This is a genomic window from Chryseobacterium sp. KLBC 52 (assembly GCF_003347605.1).
Taxonomy (GTDB): Bacteria; Bacteroidota; Bacteroidia; order Flavobacteriales; family Weeksellaceae; genus Chryseobacterium.
Map to the genome: position 1 here is coordinate 173,799 of NZ_QDFZ01000005.1, position 16,089 is coordinate 189,887.

General features: G+C 37.0%; 18 protein-coding genes. 14 read left to right on the forward strand and 4 right to left on the reverse strand.

The features are described from left to right. The first annotated feature begins 12 nt into the window (after nt 1–12). Entirely contained in the window at nt 13–627 is a 615-nt protein-coding gene (gene bioD, locus DDF69_RS07140) for a dethiobiotin synthase (RefSeq protein WP_114820170.1), read from the forward strand. Beyond that, nucleotides 627–1,610, forward strand: coding sequence for a biotin synthase BioB (bioB, locus tag DDF69_RS07145; protein ID WP_047374806.1), 984 nt, complete (start codon nt 627–629; stop codon nt 1,608–1,610). Before bioD ends, bioB begins: the two co-directional genes overlap by 1 nt. A 151-nt stretch (nt 1,611–1,761) precedes the next feature. Here bioB and DDF69_RS07150 read toward each other — a convergent pair whose 3' ends face one another. After that, on the reverse strand, nt 1,762–1,941 hold the full coding sequence (locus tag DDF69_RS07150) for a hypothetical protein (RefSeq protein ID WP_114820171.1): 180 nt from the start codon (nt 1,939–1,941) through the stop codon (nt 1,762–1,764). A 22-nt stretch (nt 1,942–1,963) separates the two neighbouring features. Here DDF69_RS07150 and bioA point away from each other — a divergent pair, with 22 nt between their 5' ends. After that, entirely contained in the window at nt 1,964–3,256 is a 1,293-nt protein-coding gene (gene bioA / locus DDF69_RS07155; protein ID WP_114820172.1) for an adenosylmethionine--8-amino-7-oxononanoate transaminase, read from the forward strand. 101 nt (nt 3,257–3,357) lie between these two features. On the opposite strand, the gene DDF69_RS07160 is transcribed toward bioA, so the two are convergent. Both DDF69_RS07160 and DDF69_RS07165 read right to left on the reverse strand, forming a co-directional pair. Then, nucleotides 3,358–3,912, reverse strand: coding sequence for a hypothetical protein (locus tag DDF69_RS07160; protein WP_114820173.1), 555 nt, complete (start codon nt 3,910–3,912; stop codon nt 3,358–3,360). 81 nt (nt 3,913–3,993) lie between these two features. Continuing rightward, nucleotides 3,994–4,308 carry a winged helix-turn-helix transcriptional regulator gene (locus DDF69_RS07165; protein ID WP_114820174.1) on the reverse strand — a complete coding sequence of 105 codons (315 nt, stop codon included), beginning with the start codon at nt 4,306–4,308 and terminating at the stop codon, nt 3,994–3,996. A 92-nt stretch (nt 4,309–4,400) separates the two neighbouring features. On the opposite strand from DDF69_RS07165, the gene DDF69_RS07170 reads away from it, so the two are divergent. Continuing rightward, on the forward strand, nt 4,401–5,171 hold the full coding sequence (locus DDF69_RS07170; protein ID WP_114820175.1) for an MBL fold metallo-hydrolase: 771 nt from the start codon (nt 4,401–4,403) through the stop codon (nt 5,169–5,171). Between the two features lie 56 nt (nt 5,172–5,227). Beyond that, the gene (locus tag DDF69_RS07175; RefSeq protein WP_114820176.1) at nt 5,228–5,935 is read left to right on the forward strand and encodes a DUF421 domain-containing protein; all 708 of its coding nucleotides are present in this window, start codon (nt 5,228–5,230) and stop codon (nt 5,933–5,935) included. A 12-nt stretch (nt 5,936–5,947) separates the two neighbouring features. Here DDF69_RS07175 and DDF69_RS07180 read toward each other — a convergent pair whose 3' ends face one another. Further along, nucleotides 5,948–7,153: a CynX/NimT family MFS transporter gene (locus DDF69_RS07180; RefSeq protein WP_228411939.1), complete on the reverse strand. Its 1,206-nt coding sequence runs from the start codon at nt 7,151–7,153 to the stop codon at nt 5,948–5,950. Between the two features lie 70 nt (nt 7,154–7,223). On the opposite strand from DDF69_RS07180, the gene DDF69_RS07185 reads away from it, so the two are divergent. From DDF69_RS07185 to DDF69_RS07225, 9 genes are all read left to right on the forward strand, one after another. Next, a complete protein-coding gene (locus DDF69_RS07185; RefSeq protein WP_114820177.1) occupies nt 7,224–8,006 on the forward strand; it encodes a helix-turn-helix domain-containing protein in 783 nt (260 codons plus the stop codon). Between the two features lie 580 nt (nt 8,007–8,586). Further along, nucleotides 8,587–9,195, forward strand: a complete 609-nt coding sequence (locus DDF69_RS07190) for a hypothetical protein (protein ID WP_114820178.1) — start codon at nt 8,587–8,589, stop codon at nt 9,193–9,195. Between the two features lie 65 nt (nt 9,196–9,260). After that, entirely contained in the window at nt 9,261–9,428 is a 168-nt protein-coding gene (locus DDF69_RS07195) for a hypothetical protein (RefSeq protein ID WP_228411940.1), read from the forward strand. A 475-nt stretch (nt 9,429–9,903) separates the two neighbouring features. Continuing rightward, nucleotides 9,904–10,965: a hypothetical protein gene (locus tag DDF69_RS07200; protein ID WP_114820179.1), complete on the forward strand. Its 1,062-nt coding sequence runs from the start codon at nt 9,904–9,906 to the stop codon at nt 10,963–10,965. 320 nt (nt 10,966–11,285) lie between these two features. Continuing rightward, on the forward strand, nt 11,286–12,902 hold the full coding sequence (locus DDF69_RS07205; RefSeq protein ID WP_114820180.1) for a Na+/H+ antiporter: 1,617 nt from the start codon (nt 11,286–11,288) through the stop codon (nt 12,900–12,902). Between the two features lie 83 nt (nt 12,903–12,985). Further along, on the forward strand, nt 12,986–14,161 hold the full coding sequence (locus tag DDF69_RS07210; RefSeq protein ID WP_114820181.1) for an MFS transporter: 1,176 nt from the start codon (nt 12,986–12,988) through the stop codon (nt 14,159–14,161). A gap of 2 nt (nt 14,162–14,163) precedes the next feature. Beyond that, nucleotides 14,164–14,913 (forward strand): siderophore-interacting protein, encoded by a 750-nt coding sequence (locus tag DDF69_RS07215; protein ID WP_114820182.1) that lies wholly within the window; start codon nt 14,164–14,166, stop codon nt 14,911–14,913. Between the two features lie 53 nt (nt 14,914–14,966). Next, entirely contained in the window at nt 14,967–15,536 is a 570-nt protein-coding gene (locus DDF69_RS07220) for a Crp/Fnr family transcriptional regulator (RefSeq protein WP_114820183.1), read from the forward strand. A 132-nt stretch (nt 15,537–15,668) separates the two neighbouring features. After that, complete coding sequence (locus DDF69_RS07225; RefSeq protein ID WP_162800883.1) at nt 15,669–16,031, forward strand: hypothetical protein; 363 nt, start codon at nt 15,669–15,671, stop codon at nt 16,029–16,031. The last annotated feature ends 58 nt before the right edge of the window (nt 16,032–16,089 follow it).

Consider the following 16,089-nt stretch of genomic DNA (forward strand, 5'->3'; position numbering starts at 1 on the left):
ATCACGAAAAACATGAAATTATTTATAACAGGAATAGGAACCGAAATAGGAAAAACAGTCTGCTCAGCCGTTTTGGTACAGCACTTTAAAACAGAATATTGGAAGCCCATACAGTCCGGAGATCTTCATTATACGGACAGTCATAAAATTGAAGCCTGGACAGATACCGGCTTTTGCCACCCGGAAACTTACCGTTTACAGCTGGCAGCCTCACCCCATCAGTCCGCAAGAGAAGAAAATATCACCATCAATCTGAATGATTTTCAACTTCCCAAAACAGCAAGCCCATTAATTGTAGAGGGAGCCGGAGGCCTTATGGTACCCATTTCGGACACTACTTTTATGATTGATCTTATTGAGGAGTTAAACCTTCCTGCAGCATTGGTAGTCAGAAATTATTTAGGATGTATTAATCATAGTTTATTATCAATCATCGCGTTACGACAGAGAGAAATTCAGTTGGAATATTTAATTCTTAACGGAGATTTTCCGGAAGACACAGCAAGAGTGATCTGCAGTTTTATCGAAAAAGAAACAAAAATTATAAAGATTCCCGAAATCAAAAACACAGATAAGGAATCTATACAACTTGCTGCAAAGCAATTAACAATAACAAAAATAGGATAATGGATACAAAAACAACATTGAGAAACAATTGGACGAAAGAAGAAATTGAGGAAATTTATCACCTTCCACTCATGGAACTGATCTATAAGGCAGCCACCGTACATCGTGAATGGCATGATCCTTCTGAAGTACAGATTTCCACTTTATTATCCATCAAAACAGGCGGATGTCCTGAGGATTGTTCATACTGCGGACAGGCAGCCCGTTATCATACCAATATTAAAGTACAGGCTTTGTTACCTACAGAAACTGTAATTGCTCACGCTCAAAAAGCAAAAGATTCGGGATCTTCAAGGTTCTGTATGGCAGCAGCATGGCGTGAAGTTCGTAATAACCGTGATTTTGACAGGGTAATTGATATGGTAAAGGGAGTCAATGATCTTGGTCTGGAAGTTTGCTGCACGCTGGGAATGCTTACCGAAGAACAGGCAATCAGACTACAAGAAGCTGGATTATATGCTTACAATCATAATCTTGATACTTCCGAACAGTATTATGAAGAGATCATCTCTACCAGAACTTTTGACAATAGAATCAATACCATCAATAATGTAAGAAAAGCAGGAATCACAGTATGTTCCGGAGGAATTATCGGACTTGGAGAAACCCACAGAGACAGAATTTCTATGCTTTTAACGTTGGCAACAATGCCAAAACATCCGGAATCCGTTCCTATCAATGCATTAGCGAGAGTAGCAGGAACACCATTAGAAGATAACGAAAAAGTTGACACGTGGGAAATGGTAAGAATGATTGCTACTGCAAGAATCGTAATGCCGTCTTCTATGGTAAGATTAAGTGCCGGACGTATTGAAATGTCTGAAACAGAGCAGGCGTGGTGCTTTATGGCAGGTGCCAATTCCATTTTTACAGGAGAAAGAGAAACCTTATTGGTAACACCTAATCCGGGAGTTTCAGAAGATATGCAGATGCTTCAGACATTAGGGCTGAAACCTATGATGAAAAAAGAAACATGCTGTTAAATAATTATGAATTATAAATGATAAATAATGAGTGATGAGTTGGATTATTGGTATTATAGCGCTTATTATAAAATTGGTTTTTGAATTTTTATAAACTGCTCTACAAGTTGGAAAACGCAAAGACGCAAAATCTTTTGTAGTAAGTAATATTTTAAGGCGCAAGGATTTTATCTCCGATAAAATTAAACACATTCTTTGCTGAAAATCTTTGATTTTCTTGCGCCTTAAAATATTCGCAATCTATGATAAAACTTTGCGCCTTTGCGATTAGTCCAACATTTACGCCAACATATTCAACTAAATTATTGTTAAATCCAATTCCATCACTCATTTCTACTTTTTAGATCTATAATATGAATACAATAACAAAAGAAATCAGCCTGCAGGAGAGAGATAAAGCGGTGAACTGGCATCCGTACACGCAGATGAAAACAGCTGATGATGCCATTCCTATTGTAAAAGGAAAAGGAATTTATCTTTATGATACCGAAGGAAAAAAATATCTGGATGTCGTTTCATCATGGTGGGTAACATTGCACGGCCATTCTCATCCTTATATTGCGCAACGTGTTTTTGAACAGTTGAATACACTGGAACAGGTGATTTTTGCAGGATTTACCCATGAACCTGCTGTACAGCTTTCAGAAAATTTACTGAAACTTCTTCCGGGTGGCCAGGAAAAGGTCTTTTATTCGGATAATGGCTCTACCGCAGTAGAAGTTGCTTTGAAAATGTGTATTCAATATGCATACAATAAAGAGAATAAGAAAACAAAGATTTTAGCTTTTAAAAATGCCTATCACGGAGATACCTTCGGAGCCATGTCTGTAAGTGGAAAAAGCTTCTGGACAAAACCTTTTGAAAGCATGCTGTTTGAAGTTGTTTTTATAGATACACCCAATGCAGAAAATCTTGAAAGCCTGCAGAAACTGATTAAAGAATTAGCTGATGAAGTGGCTTGTTTTATCTATGAGCCATTAGTTCAGGGAGCTGCCGGAATGTTGATGTATAAAGCTGAAGACCTTACTCAGCTGATGAAATTCTGTAGGGAAGAAAGCGTTCTTATGATTCAGGATGAAGTTTTTACAGGATTTGGAAGAACAGGTAAGCTTTTCGCTGCAGATTATCTTACGGAAAAGCCGGATATTATGTGTTTTTCAAAAGGATTGACAGGAGGAACGATGCCTATGGGAATTACAACCTGCTCCAATGAGATTTATGAGGCTTTCCTTTCTGAAGACCGTTATAAAACCTTATTTCACGGGCATTCGTTTACAGCCAATCCTTTAGCCTGTACAGCGGCTCTTGCCAGTATGGAATTACTATTGACAAATGAAACTCAAATGAATATCAACCGCATCACTCATCAGCATTCAGAGTTTGTGAAAGCACTTGCTTTGCATCCTCATGTAGAAAAGGTACGTCAGATCGGAACTATTTTAGCGTTCGATTTTAAAACCGGGAATGATACTTCTTATTTCAATGAAATAGGGAAGAAGCTTTACAATGAATTCTTACAGAGAGGGATTATCATGAGGCCGTTGGGAAATGTAATCTATCTGGTTCCTCCTTATTGTATTACATCAGAAGAATTGGATTTTGTCTATCAGAATATTACGGAGGTTCTGGATCAGTTTAGAGAATAAACGATCTGTTCCGGTAATAATTATTTTTAATTTTTTTAATATACCTTATAGGTTTCCAGAACCTATAAGGTTTTTATGTTGAATGTAAGCACCTGTATTTTTTAAATTTCCTGTTCTGCTTTCTTCAAAATAGTAATCAATTCTTTTAATTCATCTTTGTTGAATTCCAGTAAGTTCTGATTAAAATGATTGGAAGGAATTTTTATATAATGAATCCATGAAGAAAGTTTTTCACGATAAACACTTCCGAATTCAATATTACTCATCGTTACAAACTTATATCTGGTTTCCTGGCCAGCCTTTTCGTTTTCTTTCTGTTCTACAGTCTGAAGAGCCTGAATCAGTTTTCCCAACTCATTTTTGTCAATAGTAAGTGTCTTTTTGGAGATTTCATCAAAGGTTTCATATTCATACATGATTCCAAGAAGAGTATCCGAAGAATTGCCGGAAATATCTTTCGTTACAATTTTTTGAATATTCAGATTTTTAAACTTACCTAAATTGGTGATTTTCTTTTCAATTAATGTCCCTTTTCTTGAATTGACAGTTAGTCCGCGGGATGTGGTACTGGATCTTTGAATCGTTGGTGGTGGTGCTATCTGTGCAGTTATCCATGCGCCTATTGCGCAGGAGATCAAAATAATGATTCTTTTCATTTGTAAAAATTGTTATTAGTTTTTATATCATTCAAATTACAGTGTAATTTTCAACAATATATAAAATATTCAAAAATAATTTTATCCCAATTCATTTCCCCATGAATGAAGTTCGGAAAGGATAGGTCCCAGTTTTTGTCCTTTCTCTGTTAATTTATAATACACTTCCGGTGGGAAATTATAAACTTCAATCCTTTCAATAATAAGGTCTTCTTCCAACTGTTTCAGCTGTTCTGCCAATACTTTCTTGGAAACCCGGGGCATATTCCGCCAAAGTTCCACAAAACGGACCTGGTTTTCTTCAAAAAGGTTGTGCAGGATCAAAGGTTTCCATTTCCCTGAAAGAATATCCAGGCTTCGTCTTAATCCGCAGTTTTTAAATTCTTCAAAATTCATAACACAGTTGAATATTTGTGGTTAACTTTTTGGTAACCTTCGATTGTTTTACCCTCTTCGGGCAATAGCTTTGTTCTACAAACATACTCAAAATGAAATTACAATTATGGCGCAATGCTACATTGCTATTGAATATTGATGGAATTTCCATCCTCGTAGATCCCATGCTGGGCGAAAAAGGCTCTATGGGAAAAATGCCGATGACAGAAAGCAAATTACTGAATCCATTGGTAGATTTGCCTTTTAATAAAGAAGAATTAAGTAACAGATTAAAAGAAATTGATGCTGTTGCCGTCACTCATCTTCACCCTGATCATTGGGATTCTGAAGCTGTGAGACTTCTTGATAAAAATATTCCTATCATCTGCTCAGATGTTATTTCAGATCATATTGCAGCACAGGGTTTTACCAATATTATTGCTGTGAATAATAAGATTCAATGGAAAAACATTACAATATCAACCACCAAAGGGCAACATGGAACCGGAGAAATCGGAGAGAAAATGGGCACCGTGAATGGTTTTGTTTTAAAAAAAGACAATCAATCAGTCTATATTGCAGGCGACACGATTTGGTATGATGAAATTGCAGGGGAAATTGACAAACATCAGCCGCAGCACATCATTGTGGCAGGAGGAGCCGCCACTTTCTCTGTAGGAGATCCTATTATTATGACCAGTGAAGACATCGTAAAAGTTTGTGAATATGCACCGGAATCTACTGTTTGGGTAACGCATCTGGAAGCCCTGAGCCACTGTAGGGAAGACAGAAAATTTATTCAGAAAAAGATCCTTGAAAACGGATTAGCGGAAAGATGTTTTATACTTGATGACGGTGAAGAGGTAAGCCTGAAATATCTATGAAATAAATAGCAGGAGTTCTGGCTTATTTTTTGAATATTCCCTGATAAATAATGTGTATGCTGTCAGTTTTTCTCTTACATCTTGATTGGAAAGAATTATTATTGGGGCATGAAGAATGGTCTTTTCTTTTAGAGATCATTCTTCGTACCATGATTATGTTTCTGGCTATTATTATCGGACTTAGAATTTTGGGAAAAAGAGGAGTAAAACAGCTCTCAATCTTTGAGCTGGTCGTCATTATTGGCCTGGGATCGGCAGCAGGAGATCCTATGTTTAATAAGGATGTCGGAATCATTTCATCCCTTATTGTTTTTATTGTTATTATTCTCCTTTATTCTATTGTGACGTATTTTATCGGCAAAAGTAAAAAATTTGAAAATCTGGTGGAAGGAAAGTCCATCTGTCTGATAGAAAGTGGTGAATTCTCCATCAAAAACTTTCAAAAAGAAAATCTTGGGAGTGACGAATTCTTTGCAGAGTTGAGGCTCAAAGGGGTTTCTCAGCTTGGGCAGGTTGAAATGGCTATAGAAGAAATATCAGGAGAAATCAGTGTATTCTTTTTCGAAGATGAATCTGTCAGATACGGGCTTCCTATTATGCCAGGCTCATTAAATTATCCGCTACAACACCTTCACGAGGAGGGACATTACTCTTGTATATTCTGTGGGTATACTGAACATAAAAAAGCAGGTAATGCCGGACGCTGCCCCAAATGCCAAAAAGAAGAATGGGTAGCATCCAGCAATAAAAGACGTGTGACCTGACCTTTGACCATCCTAATCCTCAACAAACTTATTTCTTGCCGCTTTCATTCCAAAATACAGCATCAGCAATACAGCACAGCTTAATAAATAGAATGAACTGTTCCAGGAAATATCCCAGTCATGTAGTTTTCCAAACAGCGGTGGCCCGAACGCAGCAATCAGATATCCCACAGACTGAGCCATTCCTGATATTTTAACCGCATTGATACTGTTTTTCGTTCTTGTGGAAAAGAAAAGAATTGACAAGCTGAAAGACAATCCATTAGAGATACCAATAATTACTGCATTCACATAAATCCACTGTGATTTCAGGAAGACAAACATCATGGTACTTCCAAACATCAAAGTACATATGAAAAGGATCATAAGTCTCTGGTCTTTCATTTTACTGGCAATAATCGGACAACAGAATGTCACAGGAATCATGGTAATCTGAATCACAAAGAACACCCAGCCGGAGCTTTCTCCCTGCATATGAAAGTCAGCAAGAAAGGAGGGAAGCCATGCTACCAGGCAATAATAAAATAAAGACTGCAGTCCCATAAAAATACTGATATTCCATGCCTGTGCAGATTTGAACATATTAAAATCTGATGTACTGAGTGCTGTTTTAGGTGGAGCCGGATTTCTTTTGTTAAATATGAATTCCAATGATAAAACAAGGAAACCCAATGCAGCAATCACCAGCCATATTCCCAGAGATCCTTTCCATCCAAAACCTGTCAGTTCTCCAATTTTTACACTGAACCCGGAAGCTAAAGCTGCCGTAAGATTCATTGATACAGCAAAAATTCCTGTCATAAGACCTATCTGCTTCGGAAAATTATTCTTAACATATCCCGGAGTAACCACATTTCCGATGCATATTCCTAAACCAATAAATAGAGAGCCTAAAAACAAAAGCCACAGGGAACCACTGATCCTTAAAAATAGCCCAAAGCTTAAAATAATTAGAGAATACATCAGAAGTTTGCTGATTCCGAACTTATTGGAAAATCTGCTTACCAATACAGAACAGGCGGCAAACATAAACAGCGGAATAGAAGTAAGTAAACTCACCTGAAAATTATCCAGTTTCAAAGCATCCCGTACTTCTCCGAGAACGGGAGCAACCGCCACAATCGGTGAGCGGAGATTGCTGGAAATGAGGACAACTACCAGAACATTAATGATTAATAAAACATACGAAGCATTCTTTTTTACTTCATTCTTCATCATAATAAAACTTTTGTACAAAATTAACACAGTAATTTTGTTTAATTTTGCCAAAGTTTTAACCTGAAACGACATGAACGGCAACGACAGTATCAAAATAGATGAACTTAAAAAGCCTTATTTTGTATGGTTTGAAGAAAACTGGGTGCACGATAATGTTCTGCATCACCATCAGAAGGGACAGCTCGTGTACGTGGAAAGTGGTTTCCAGTATATTACGATTGAAGAAAAAATCTATCTCCTTCCTCAGAATCATGCGGTATGGATTCCTCCCAATGCCGTCCATAAAACCGATTCTCATTCTGAAAAGATCAAGCTGATGATTATGTTTGCGGAGATCAGTACACAAGAACCTTTTTATCACGAAGTGAATGTATTTTCTGTTCCTCCTGTACTGAAGGAAATGATAAAATATGCAGAAAAATGGTCTAAACTGATGACTCCGGATCATCATGAGAGCCTGTTTCTGAAAGCATTGTTCAACGAACTTCCACGATTTGTAGAACATTCCCTGACTCTTCATATCAGTCTTCCTAAAGATAAACGCCTTGCCAAGGTCATAGAACATCTCCACAGTCATTACCGGCAGGAGATTACAATGGAAGATCTCAGTGATGAAGCCCTGCTATCTTTCCGTACTCTGGAACGTATTTTCAAAAAAGAAACAGGTCTCACCCTAAGCAAATATCAGCAAATGCTTCGGATCATCAAAAGTCTTGAATATTTAAGCTCCGGGAATCTTACGGTTTCAGAAACAGCTTATGAAGTAGGGTACAAGAGTATTCAGGCTTATACCAGAAGTTTTTATTCTGTGATGAAATTCAGGCCGACTGATTTTATTAAAACCATTCAATAGGTTTTTAATTTGTATAAAAGCAGACTAAAATTATTAAAAAAGGAGAGTTATTAACATTATAAAACTTCATACATTCCTTTAAAGAAAAGCAATTAACCGAATTAAAAAAGAAAATATTTCACATTTTGGCCATTTTTCCACTTCAATAGTCAATATTCAATTATGATATTATTGAAAATAAAAAGGTCTCCACGGATGGAGACCTTAAAAAAACACAAATGATGAAAAAAAATTATTTCGATTCACAAATATAAACAAAAATCATGTTATGCAAAACACCATATGCTTATTTTTTTTAAAAATTATTGATTTTTCCTACGAATAATTATTTCATAAATCTTCCCTGTTTTCTTTAAGATTCCGAAATCAGCAATATAAAAACCTCTCCTGATAAATATAATTCGCCATCTGAAGAATTGTACGCATGTTTTTTAAGCAAAATAAAGAAATCTAAAAAAGTGAATTATTATTAGAATACCACATTATAAAGTCAATAATTAAACAAACGTTTAACTATTTTGTGATTCTACTCATAAAATTCTGAAAGTTTTTTGTACTACTTTGGATCAAAACCTATCGTATGAGTCCAAAGATATTTAAAGGAGTTCCTGCACAAAAATTCGGTGGCTTCCATGATACGGAAAGCAGAAAAGTATTTGATCAGGACCTGATTCCGGAAAAGTTTAACCTGTTAAAAGAAAGGTTCTTTTCAGTTAATAATTGGGAAAATTATACCGGGAAAGCTTTCGCTGCATTTAAATTGTATGATTTTGATGGTAGTCCTGTGGATCGCGAACCTCAAAAAGGAGATTTTATCCGCATTGATATTCCGGGTCCGGGAGATCCTGAGGCTAAAGGGTACGATTGGGTAGAAATAACAGATATCTGCTTCTATCAGGACAGTTTTTCTGAAAGTATATCGATCACCTGCAGGCCATCAGTAGATCCCCAAAATAAGAAAAACCGTCACATTGCTCATTTTTACAGTTCTGCAGCCAGCTCAACCTTTATGATATCCAGAAATATTGCTTATTTAAAAGCAGCGGTATACGGACGAAATGAAAGACCCAACTGGAACGCAAAGTTTCCAGATGTCATCAGAAATCTTGCTACTGCTATAGGCGGAATGATGGGGATTGCAAAAATACAGTGGAAGCAGCTTACTGATAGTTTTCTGGATTTTGATTGAATCCATGCGCCGTTTTTGATCCCGATCATCGTTCTGCCTGCTCCGGCATTTTAATTTCGCAGGATATGATTATTATTTCCGTAAAAGACAAAATAAAGCTGGCTCTTCCAATATTACTACTGGTCGTTGCAGGGCTTATAGTAAGTTTTACCGTGATCGTTCCCTCTATTGATAAGAGCCCGGAAATGATTTTTTATGTTGTCCTTCCTCCCATATTATTTGATGCAGCCTGAAATACTTCTTTCCGGATTTCAAAAAAAGAGTTTGCATCAATTTCCCTGCTGGCAGTAGGATTGGTTTTCCTGACACTACAATTATTGCAGCACCATCAGTTATATATTTACATTGTGTAGTTAAATGTTTACGAATTTCATTATTTGTTCTCATGGCTGTTTTTATAGATTTGTAACGTTTTCAGTACATCATCTGACAAAAGTAATTATTTTAAAAGTGCTTTGATTTTTCCTTTTTTAAGAAGGGATGAAAACATCTGGAGCATGATTCCGGTCCCTGTTGCTGGGGAAGCATTGATAAAATTTTAGCGTTGTCAGCTGTTCCTGCTTTTGCAAAGGCAATAAGCAGAGTGGGTCAGGAGAGAAGATGTGTTTGGGTAAAAAAGATGACTTAACACTGCAAAAATAAAGGCCATTCTACCATTGTATTCAGGGCCTCTGCAAAAGATTACAGAATTTTTAAAAAAAATAAATAATGAGATTACAAGAATTTATTGATTTTGATTACACTCAATTTGATGGGCATGTTCATAGTGCTATTCGCAATTATATAGATAGCACTATGAATTGGGAAATCTATGGTCAGCTTACTAATGAATCAGAGGAAATAGGAATGCTTGGTAAGCAGGCAATTGAGAAAGCATTTGAACAATACAAAGAAAGTCACCCTGCATCTAAAAACACATTTGAATTTTTTGCGGGTAAAGAGCTTGATGAATTGGTGGGAGACTTTAAAGCAAAGGGAGTTGATTTTTATGTACTGACAGCATCTGCCTATCCAAAAGTTATAAAGTATTTATATCAACAAAATGGATTTAAAAATCTGGAGAATATTCCAATATTAACAGTTAGTGCTACTAAGAAGGAGCAGATGGCTATTGATAAGAACAAATTGATAGGTAAAATAGAAGATGAGATCCGAAAAGAAAATGATCAGGTATTCAGCGTTTTCTTAGATGATACAGCTGAAAATATAAATGTATTTAAAGAAGACAAAACAAGAACTGAAGATTGTTTTTTGGGAGAACTTATTGGTGAAAATGGGATGAACAAAGATTTTATCAACAAACATCGAGAATTTTTAGATTCTACAATACAAAAGTATAATATAAAGCCTAAAGATACCAGTGTTCAAGAATCAAAATCAAATTTTATACCTACTGCTGATATACCTGCTACATCTGGCGCAAGCGAGCAATTAAAACCAGAAGATAGTAAGCCTGTTTTTGTTCTGAACTCAAGTAAATTGCTGGCTAAGAGAAAAATGCGAAACAACCAGGCTTTGACAGACAAACAAACAACTGATCAGCCTGATTATGCAAACCAGAAAGAAAAAGCAATAGGAGGTGAAAATCATCAGGCCAATAATAGTGAAGCTAATAATTTAAAAACTGGTAAACCTAATCTGGAAAAGTTTATGAACACCAGTAATGCACTCAACCCACAAATAAAAATATCACCAATAACTTCAAAAGCGAATAGCATGCAAAAAGGTGAATCTCAAAATACAATTGATAGTAAAGCGGTTCGCAGATAATTGACAACAATTAAAAAACCGCCTAAAGCTAATTGGTAAATTCCTTGATATTCAGCATTATCCTTGCTTTCCTAAGTAAGGATAATATTTAAAAGCAGCCGTATATAGACGAAATGAAAAACCCAACTGGAACGCGGAGTTTCCCGATGTCATCTGAAATATTGCTACTGCTATAGGCGGAATGATGGGTGTTGCAAAAATACAATGGAAGCAGCTTACTGATAGTTTTCTGGATTTTGATTGAATCCATGCGCCGTTTTTGATCTAGATCATAGTTCTGCCTGCTCCGGCATTTTAATTTCGCAGGATATTATCACGCTATGGCAGAACTTGAAAAGATCATATGGGTATCCATCATTTTAATGATTATCATTTCCGTAAAAGACAGAATAAAGCTGGCTCTTCCTATAGTACTGGTCGTTGCAGGGCTTATAGTAAGTCTTACCGGAATCGTTCCCTCTATTGATATGAGCCCGGAAATGATTTTTTATGTTGTCCTTCCTCCCATATTATTTGATGCAGCCTGGAATACTTCGATTCCGGATTTCAAAAAAGAATTTCCAACAATTTCCCTGCTGGCAGTAGGGCTGGTTTTCCTGACCACCACCATTATTGCCGTGATTGTTCACAGCATCATTCCCGGATTTACGTGGCCTTTATCTTTTGTATTGGGTGCTATCATTTCACCACCTGACGCTGTTGCAGCAACAAGTATTACAAAGAATCTTCCGTTACCACAAAAATTAACCACTATTCTTGAAGGAGAAAGTCTTCTGAATGATGCATCCGCCTTGATTGCCTATAAATGTGCTGTTATTGCTATTACAAGCGGTATATTTTCTTTCTGGAATACGGGAATACAATTTATGGGGATCAGTATTGGAGGGATATTCATTGGATTTCTGATAGGTTTTATATTTTTAAAATTGCATAAGTATTTTAATACCAACTCCAGTGCAGAAACTTTTGCTGTGATCCTGCTTCCTTTTGCAGCGTATAGCTTTGCCGAACATTTAGGATGTTCGGGAGTATTGGCAGTTGTGGTATTGGGAATGTTTCTATCCTGGAATTCATTTTCCTTATTCAGCTCAGCCAGTAGATTACAGATGAGCCATTTCTGGGATGTTATTATTTTTATTCTGAACGGATTGATTTTTTTGATTCTGGGAATGCAGCTGCCTTCAAGTATTTCACATATACCCTCTACTGAATTACCATTATTGATTCTATATGGCTTTCTCCTATTTATTATACTCGTCATGATAAGGTTGGCTGTACTTGCTTTATTTCCTGTTTTTTCCAACCAGTCATCCATTAACAAAGGAAATCGTTTTCTGACCCAGTCTAAAAAAGAATATATTATCCTCTCATGGTCGGGAATGCGTGGAGTAGTTTCTCTGGCCGCTGCTTTGGCACTCCCTTTCCGGGATAATTCAGGGTTTGCTATAGAACAGAGAAATACCATATTATTGATCTCATTTGTAGTGATCATTTTTACATTGGTAATTCAGGGGCTTACGCTTCCAAGATTAATCAAACTGATAAAACCTTCCACACCGGACAAGGAAGAAGAAAAAGATCTGAATAGGCTTCTGCTAAAAAAATCGAATTCTTTCCTAAAAGATTTTAAACCGGGAAACATTACTACTGAAAACGCCCTGAAAATTATGACTGAAAAGCTGAAAAAAGAACAGGAACAGCTTCTTCGAACAAACGGAAACTTCTTAGATTCAGACTCTGTTGAATCGAAAAAAGCATATTTCCACCTGGAGCTTGAACTTGCAGATTTTCAAAGAAAAGAACTGATCAGGAATTACTATAGAGGAGCATTCTCTCTTGAATCTATTCGTAAAAAAGAATGGGAACTGGATTTCTGGACAACTACAGTATATCAGGAACTCAATACTTTACAACATAATCCTGCATCAAAAGAGTAACGGTTCATCCTTTTTTGATCTAAGTCAAAGCTTGGTATCCGTCACACAAAGACCTTTGTACCCGAATATTTTAAACAAAATTTATGAGTACAACATTAGAAAAGGGACAGACTATTAATTTCTATCAGGCAACAGCTCCTATTATCGTTTCGGTATTTGCGGTTTACCTTACCATAGGAATTGCGTTAGGAGTACTTCCCAGGTTTGTTCAGAGCACGTTGGGCTTTGACAGTATTATTATAGGACTTGTGATTGGTCTGCAATCATTGTCAACACTTTTAACCCGTGCTTATTCCGGAAAAATCACAGATACCAGCGGTGCTAAGAAAAGTAAAATGTCCGGCGTAATACTGGCTGTTATTGCAGGAATTGCTTACGTCCTGGCGGTATTATTTCAGGCTCAACCGATTCTGGCACTTGCTTTTCTTTTATTGGCAAGAATTATTCATGGGGTTGGCGAAAGTTTTCTGGTTACCGGAGCATTAACGTGGGGAATCGGTCTCGCAGGACCTTCCAGCTCAGGGAAAGTCATGACCTGGAATGGTATTGCCATGTATGCGGGAATTGCCATCGGAGCTCCCATCAGTATCTGGTTAAGTAAAGAGTACAGTATTCTGCCTGCTTTTCTTTTTATTACCTTACTTCCGCTGGTAAGCTGGCTTTCTACAGCAAAACTTCCTTCTATTCCTGTGGATAAAGATCATATAAGAACACCTTTCTACAAAGTAATTGGTGCCATATCGGGCCAGGGCCTGAGCCTTGCTTTTTCATCAATGGCTTTTGGATGTATTGCCTCTTTTATTGCCTTATTTTTCTCTCAAAAAAATTGGGGTGATGCTTCACTGGCTTTTATGATCTTCGGGGCTTGTTATGGGCTGACCAGAATTTTCTTTGCTTCTTTTCCGGATAAATACGGAGGCTTTACAATAGCCTTGATCTCTCTGATTATCGAAGTGGCCGGACAAATGCTGATCTGGACCTCTGCATCCAAAACATTGGCCATTATCGGATGTGGATTAACGGGGGTAGGATTTTCATTGGTTTTTCCGGCTTTGGGCGTTCTTGCCATTCAAAAAGTAAAGCCGCAGATGAGAGGAACGGCGCTAGGAGCTTATGTCGCATTTGTTGACCTTTCATTAGGGCTCGCAGGTCCTATTGCCGGGCTCATTGCCGGTTGGTTCGATTATCAGATGGTATATCTGTTCGGAGGAATCAGCTGTGTGATTGCAATGATTATTTTACTATTTAACAAAAAATAATAATGGAACATTCCCTAACATCTCAAGTAAAAGAAACGAAAAAAATACGTTCTGTATTTACCGTTAAAAAGAAACTCTTTATTACACCGCATTTAATCCGTGTCATATTTGATATTGATGAAAACCAGGCTGAACTATTGGCTAATGTTAAGTCCGGTTCTAATAATAAAATCTTTATCCCCACCGGAGAAGAAAATCTCGCTCTGATCAGAACATATACCAACAGAAAAATTGATCTGGAAGAAAATGAACTGAGCATTGATTTTATAGCTCATGGTGACAACGGACCAGCTTCTGCATGGGCATTGAAGACCAAACCAGGTGATGTATTGGAAATAGGAATGAAAGAAAGTACAAAGCCTTTAATTCCTGAAGCTGATTTTTATCTGATGGCAGGAGACGCAACGGCACTACCAGTGATTTGTGCCATCGCAGAACAATTTCCATCTTATGTAAGAGCAAAAATACTATTGGAAGTAGCAGATAAAGACGACGAATTGATCCTGTGTTCTGCGGCAGATATTTCGGTTGAATGGCTGCACAATCCTCATCCTGAGCAGGGAAGCAAGATTGCAGAAGTAGTAAAATCTGTTCAGTTTCCGCCCGGAGTGTTGAAAGAATATGTTTACATCGCTGCAGAATATTCCACTGTACGTGAGCTTCGTACGTACTTTAAAACAACGCTGGAATGGGATCCGCATGGGATGTACATTTGCTCATACTGGAAAGCCGGACAGGCAGAAAACCCGTAGATATTGGAGATGAAAGGATGTAAGCAAAGCCATTTATCACTATTTTTGCTTACATGCAGGAACTTTTAACGTCATATATCAACAATAGAATATCGGTAACGGATACAGAAATGGAAACAATTCTGTCCTATTTCAGACCTATCCAATTAAAAAAGAATGAAATGCTCCTTTCCAACGGGCAAAACAGTCAGAGAACATTTTTTGTTGTAAATGGCTGTCTCCGTATATTTTTCATCAATGAAGAAGGACAGGATTCTACCCGATATTTTGCTTTTGAAAATCAGTTTGCAACGGCACTTACCAGTTTTATTACTTCTGAACCCTCTGAGGAATTCATAGAAGCTGTAGAGGATTCAGAAGTATATTATATTACCCATAAAGATTTTTATCATCTTTTGGATATTATCCCTCAGTGGGAAAAATTTTACAGAATATATCTGGAAACTGCATATGTAAATAATACCAAAAGATTGATGTCATTCCTTGTCCAGGATGCACTTGAAAAATACCGCCAGCTTCTGGATGAAAATCCTGTGGTGGTAAGAAGGCTTTCCAATAAACTGGTAGCTTCCTATCTTAATATTTCACAGGAGACACTGAGCAGACTGAAGTCAAGGCTTTGATTTTTGTTTGGTAATCCTAACATTTTCAGGAAAGGGTATTATTTATTTAAACTACTTTTAAACAAGCTAAAATTCTCAAAAAATTAATACTAAAGCCCACTCAGGAAAAATTTAAGCCTTATATTTGTACTCATGTTAAAATGGATCTCCATATTATGTTCAATGATGTATGTGCTGGCTACCACCAATGCGGGGGAAGTATTGAAAGTACCTATGTTTGTGGAACATTTCATGGAATACCATGGAAGCTTTTCAGAATTTGTAATGGAGCATTATGATAACCACAAACAGGATTCAGACTGGGATACCGATCAGAAACTGCCGTTTATCAATCCACCTATCGTACTTACCGTACACGCCCAGCTTCCGGAGCTTTCCTTTGAAATAAAAAAACCTAAGGAAATTACTGTTTCAAAGAAAAGCAGTATCTACAAGGAAAAAGATTTTTCCAACCAATACCTTTCTCAGATTTTCCAGCCTCCACGGCTTTCTTAATTGACTTCATATTGAAAATTAATGCTTTATGTTCTTACCTAAAGCAGTGAATTCTTGT

Excerpts from the sequence above, each read along its gene's own strand:
- bioD (WP_114820170.1), top strand. The coding sequence starts at position 13 with ATGAAATTATTTATAACAGGAATAGGAACCGAAATAGGAAAAACAGTC.
- bioB (WP_047374806.1), top strand. The coding sequence starts at position 627 with ATGGATACAAAAACAACATTGAGAAACAATTGGACGAAAGAAGAAATT.
- DDF69_RS07150 (WP_114820171.1), bottom strand. The coding sequence starts at position 1,941 with ATGAGTGATGGAATTGGATTTAACAATAATTTAGTTGAATATGTTGGC.
- bioA (WP_114820172.1), top strand. The coding sequence starts at position 1,964 with ATGAATACAATAACAAAAGAAATCAGCCTGCAGGAGAGAGATAAAGCG.
- DDF69_RS07160 (WP_114820173.1), bottom strand. The coding sequence starts at position 3,912 with ATGAAAAGAATCATTATTTTGATCTCCTGCGCAATAGGCGCATGGATA.
- DDF69_RS07165 (WP_114820174.1), bottom strand. The coding sequence starts at position 4,308 with ATGAATTTTGAAGAATTTAAAAACTGCGGATTAAGACGAAGCCTGGAT.
- DDF69_RS07170 (WP_114820175.1), top strand. The coding sequence starts at position 4,401 with ATGAAATTACAATTATGGCGCAATGCTACATTGCTATTGAATATTGAT.
- DDF69_RS07175 (WP_114820176.1), top strand. The coding sequence starts at position 5,228 with ATGCTGTCAGTTTTTCTCTTACATCTTGATTGGAAAGAATTATTATTG.
- DDF69_RS07180 (WP_228411939.1), bottom strand. The coding sequence starts at position 7,153 with ATGATGAAGAATGAAGTAAAAAAGAATGCTTCGTATGTTTTATTAATC.
- DDF69_RS07185 (WP_114820177.1), top strand. The coding sequence starts at position 7,224 with ATGAACGGCAACGACAGTATCAAAATAGATGAACTTAAAAAGCCTTAT.
- DDF69_RS07190 (WP_114820178.1), top strand. The coding sequence starts at position 8,587 with ATGAGTCCAAAGATATTTAAAGGAGTTCCTGCACAAAAATTCGGTGGC.
- DDF69_RS07195 (WP_228411940.1), top strand. The coding sequence starts at position 9,261 with ATGATTATTATTTCCGTAAAAGACAAAATAAAGCTGGCTCTTCCAATA.
- DDF69_RS07200 (WP_114820179.1), top strand. The coding sequence starts at position 9,904 with ATGAGATTACAAGAATTTATTGATTTTGATTACACTCAATTTGATGGG.
- DDF69_RS07205 (WP_114820180.1), top strand. The coding sequence starts at position 11,286 with ATGGCAGAACTTGAAAAGATCATATGGGTATCCATCATTTTAATGATT.
- DDF69_RS07210 (WP_114820181.1), top strand. The coding sequence starts at position 12,986 with ATGAGTACAACATTAGAAAAGGGACAGACTATTAATTTCTATCAGGCA.
- DDF69_RS07215 (WP_114820182.1), top strand. The coding sequence starts at position 14,164 with ATGGAACATTCCCTAACATCTCAAGTAAAAGAAACGAAAAAAATACGT.
- DDF69_RS07220 (WP_114820183.1), top strand. The coding sequence starts at position 14,967 with ATGCAGGAACTTTTAACGTCATATATCAACAATAGAATATCGGTAACG.
- DDF69_RS07225 (WP_162800883.1), top strand. The coding sequence starts at position 15,669 with ATGTTAAAATGGATCTCCATATTATGTTCAATGATGTATGTGCTGGCT.